Origin of the sequence: Mesorhizobium sp. M1E.F.Ca.ET.041.01.1.1 (genome assembly GCF_003997355.1) — a bacterium.
Taxonomy (GTDB): Bacteria; Pseudomonadota; Alphaproteobacteria; order Rhizobiales; family Rhizobiaceae; genus Mesorhizobium.
In genome coordinates this window covers 1-3,584 of sequence record NZ_RZSL01000591.1, presented here as the reverse complement: position 1 = coordinate 3,584, position 3,584 = coordinate 1, and the positions used below count along the sequence as shown (strand labels likewise).

At 64.1% G+C, this 3,584-nt stretch carries 3 protein-coding genes; 2 read left to right on the top strand and 1 reads right to left on the bottom strand.

Features of this window, described 5'->3' with window-relative positions; all coding sequences use genetic code 11:
- Positions 1-294: 294 nt before the first annotated feature.
- Together EOA38_RS30765 and EOA38_RS30760 are read left to right on the top strand one after the other, a co-directional pair.
- Positions 295-1,923, top strand: a complete 1,629-nt coding sequence (locus EOA38_RS30765) for a fatty-acid--CoA ligase (protein WP_127221849.1) — start codon at positions 295-297, stop codon at positions 1,921-1,923.
- A gap of 77 nt (positions 1,924-2,000) precedes the next feature.
- Positions 2,001-2,786, top strand: a complete 786-nt coding sequence (locus tag EOA38_RS30760) for a DUF1499 domain-containing protein (protein ID WP_127221848.1) — start codon at positions 2,001-2,003, stop codon at positions 2,784-2,786.
- A gap of 4 nt (positions 2,787-2,790) precedes the next feature.
- On the opposite strand, the gene EOA38_RS30755 is transcribed toward EOA38_RS30760, so the two are convergent.
- The coding region (locus tag EOA38_RS30755; RefSeq protein ID WP_145966138.1) for an MBL fold metallo-hydrolase at positions 2,791-3,584 on the bottom strand (794 nt) is incomplete at its 5' end.

The window sequence follows — 3,584 nt, the reverse complement described above, 5'->3', positions numbered from 1 at the left end:
TTCGGCAAATTCGTCGTCGGAGACGGTTTTGGAGTCCGGCGTCAGATCGTCCAGACTTTCGGCAAGCGTGCTTTCGAGGGCTTTGTCTTCGAGCTGCGCGTCCATGCGAATATCTCCATTCGCCAATCTCACCCAGCCCATTAATGAAACTTAACGGCGACGATGGCCGGATTATGGCGGGTTTCACGGGTCATCCGATCGACCCACCCCTTTGGACTTATGGCTGGACAATCCGCCGGATCATTCCACAATGCGTGAAACAACGACGCAAAAGCGCGAAGGGGAGGAACCGAGATGCTCGGACTGATGCAGGAATGGCCGCTGCTCTGCCACAAGCTCATCGACAATGCCGAACGGCAACATGGCGGACGCGAGATCGTGTCGCGTTCGATCGAGGGGCCGATCGTGCGCACCACCTATGCCGACATCCATCGCCGGGCGCTCCAGATCGCCGAGCGGCTGGAGCAGGATGGCTTCGGGCTGGGCGACCGTATCGCCACGCTTGCCTGGAACACGGCCCGGCATATCGAGGCCTGGTACGGCATCATGGGCATCGGCGCGATCTACCACACGCTCAATCCGCGCCTTTTTCCCGAGCAGATCGCCTGGATCATGAACAATGCCGAGGATAAAGCGATCTTCGTCGACCTGACCTTCGTGCCGCTGCTCGAAAAGATCGCCGGCCAGGTAAAATCCCTGAGAAAAGTGATCGTGCTGACCGACAGGGCGCATTTGCCGCGAACGTCGTTGCCGAACGCCGTTGCCTTCGAGGAATGGCTGGCCGAGGCCGATGGCACCTTCGCCTGGAGGACCTTCGACGAGAATACCGCCGCCGGCATGTGCTATACCTCGGGCACCACTGGCGACCCGAAGGGCGTGGTCTACAGCCATCGCTCCAACGTCCTTCACGCCATGATCGCCGCAATGCCGGACGCCATGGGCATATCCGCGCGGGATGTGATCTTGCCCGTGGTGCCGATGTTCCACGCCAACGCCTGGGGCCTTGGCCAGAGCGCGCCGATGATCGGCGCCAAGCTGGTCATGCCGGGCTGCAAGATGGACGGCGCTTCGATCTACGAACTGCTCGACACCGAAAAGGTCACTTTCAGCGCCGCCGTGCCGACGGTCTGGATGATGCTGCTGCAATATCTCGAGGAGACCGGCAGGAAGCTGCCTTATCTCAACAAGGTCGTCATCGGCGGCTCATCCTGCCCGCGCGCCATCACCAGGAAATTCCAGGACAATTACGACGTCCAGGTCGTGCACGCCTGGGGCATGACCGAGATGTCGCCGCTCGGCACGCTGTGCACGATGAAGCCGGAACACGAGAACCTCGAAGGGGAAGCCCGCCTTGATCTGCAAGGCAAGCAGGGTTTCCCGCCCTTCGGCGTCGAAATGAAGGTGACCGACGACGACAACAACGCGCTGCCCTGGGACGGCAAGACCTTTGGGCATCTCAAGGTGCGCGGCCCGGCGGTGGCTCGCGCCTATTACGGCGGCGTCGGTTCCGAGCAGTTCGACGCCGACGGCTGGTTCGACACCGGCGACGTCGCGCATATCGACGCCAGCGGCTACATGCAGATCACCGACCGCGCCAAGGATGTCATCAAATCGGGCGGCGAGTGGATCTCCACCATCGATCTCGAGAACCTTGCCGTCGGCCATCCCGATGTGGCCGAGGCCGCGGCCATCGGCGTGCCGCATTCCAAGTGGGGCGAGCGGCCCCTGCTGGTTGTCGTGCGCAAGCCGGGCAAGGAGCCGAGCAAGAGCGATATCCTCGCCTTCATGAGCGGCAAGGTCGCCAAATGGTGGATGCCGGACGACGTCACCTTCGTCGGCGAAATTCCCCATACGGCCACCGGCAAGATTCAGAAGGTCAGCTTGCGTCAGCAATTCAAGGATTACCGGCTGCCGACGGATTGAGGATTGTTCAATCAGCGATTCCACCAGTCGCTGAACTGCGCTAAGTCTCGGCTCGGGCTGGGGTAATGCGGCAGACGATGGTTACAATTCCTGAACGGCAGACGTCGAGGGCGGCCGGCTGGTCGCGGCGGATGGGAGCATTCTCGCTTGTCCTTTTGTTGACGGCCCTTGCCGGCTATCGCCTCGATTTGGTCGACACGCCGCCCTTCTTGTGGGTGCTGGCGATCGTCGCGCTGCTTGCAGCGCTCGCGCTGCTGCTCGCCGGACTTGCGCTGTCGAGACTGTGGAATTTCGGCGATCGCGGCGGCCGCGATCTCAGCGTCGGCGCGCTGCTGGCGCTCCTGGTGCTTAGCCCCTTCGGCATCGCCGCCTACTGGGCGACGATTTATCCGCCGCTGCGCGATATCTCGACCGACCTCGACGACCCGCCGGTGCTGGACACCAGCGATCGGACCAGCGACATGAACGCGCTGTCGCCGCCGACGCCCGGCGAACAGAGCCTGCAGGCGCAGGCCTACCCGCTGGTCACCGGGCGCAGCTACAACCTTCCTTTCGAAACCGTGGTCGACGCCGTCGAAACCGTGCTCGACCGGCGGGACTGGCAACTGACCGCGCCTTATCCCGATATCAACGGGCAAAGCGAGGCGACGATCAACGCGGTCGCCAGGGGCTTCGTGATCGGGCTGCCCGCCGACCTCGCCATCCGCGTCACCGACGATGGCGAATCGGTCATCGTCGACATGCGCTCGGCCTCGCGCTACGGACGTTATGACCTGGGCGACAATGCCGCCCGCATCACCGATTTCCTCGGCGAGCTCGATCAGGAGGTCGCCGGCCAGGTCGGCGCGGCGCCGGCCGAGTGAAAATCTAGCGCGGCGGCGTGAATATACCGTCGATCGCCGGATCGCCTTCGGTGGCGACCAGGCCGCGGACCACCAGGTCCTCCAGATGGGCAAGCACTGAAAGGCCGGCGGCGCCGTGCAGCCGCGGGTCGGTGTCGCGATAGATCGCCGCGACCATGTCCTTGATCGTCCGGTCGCCGTTGCGGATGCGCTCCAGGATCGCCCGTTCGCGCATCTTGCGGTGCGTTTTCAGCCCGCGCATGAACTTTCGCGGCGCGGTGACCGGCCCGCCATGACCGGGCAGCAGCAGCCGGTCGCCGCGCTCGATCAATTTATCGAGCGACCCCATATAATCGGCCATCGCGCCATCCGGGGGCGCGACGATGGAGGTCGCCCAGGCCATGACATGGTCGGCCGAAAACAGCACGCCGGTTCCCTCGAGCGCAAAGGCCGCGTGGTTGGCGGCGTGACCTGGCGTCAGCACCGTTCGGATCGTCCAGCCGTCGCCATGGGTGATGGAACCGTCCGCCAGCGCGACGTCAGGCACGAAGTCCAAGTCGGCGCTGGCATCGAGCGGGTTAACCTCGCCGATGCGCAGCGGCCGCGCTGGCCGATGCGGACCTTCGGCAAGCACGGTGGCGCCCGTTTGCTGCTTCAGCCGCGCCGCCAGGGGCGAATGGTCGCGGTGGGTGTGGCTGACGAAGACGTGGCTGACGGGCCTGCCGCCGATCGCGGCGAGCAAGGTTTGGAGATGCGTATCGTCATCCGGTCCGGGATCGATCACTGCGAGCGTCTCGCGGCCGACGATATAGCTGTTGG

Excerpts from the sequence above, each read along its gene's own strand:
- EOA38_RS30765 (WP_127221849.1), top strand. The coding sequence starts at position 295 with ATGCTCGGACTGATGCAGGAATGGCCGCTGCTCTGCCACAAGCTCATC.
- EOA38_RS30760 (WP_127221848.1), top strand. The coding sequence starts at position 2,001 with ATGGTTACAATTCCTGAACGGCAGACGTCGAGGGCGGCCGGCTGGTCG.